Below are 417 nucleotides of genomic sequence, written 5' to 3'. Positions count from 1 at the left end.
GCGGGCAGTTGGACGAGCACCATCAGCAGCCCGCCCGCGGCGACCCCGGCGGCGGCCGCCCGCACCCCCCAGACCGCGTGCAGCGCGATCATCGTCCCGATGATCCCGACGTTGTACGAGACGTAGATCGCGGCCGGCGGTACGAACGAGCGGTGTGCCCGCAGCGCGGCGCTGAAGTACCCCGCGATCCCGAAGGACAGCACGGTCAGCGCGGTCATCCGGGTGCACTCCACGGCCAGCGCGGGATCGGGCAGTCCGGGCGCGAGCACCGCGACGACGAGCGGCGCGGCGACGACGAGCAGGGAGGCGACGGCGGCCAGGAACAGCGTCAGCCGCGGCAGGGTCGCCCCCACGAGCAGCCGTACGGGGTCCCGAGAGCGGGCCTCCTTGCGGGTGAGCCCGGCGCGGAAGGCCACC

General features: G+C 74.8%; 1 protein-coding gene. It reads right to left on the bottom strand.

Translation table 11 applies throughout. The features are described 5' to 3' along the window. Window positions 1-417: lipid II flippase MurJ (locus G3I78_RS49285; protein WP_275424944.1), on the bottom strand; the 417-nt coding region annotated here is incomplete at both ends.

The sequence above is a fragment of the Streptomyces sp. SID13726 genome (genome assembly GCF_010548375.1).
In the GTDB taxonomy this organism is placed as follows: domain Bacteria; phylum Actinomycetota; class Actinomycetes; order Streptomycetales; family Streptomycetaceae; genus Streptomyces.
This window is presented reverse-complemented; position numbering and strand designations above follow the sequence as displayed.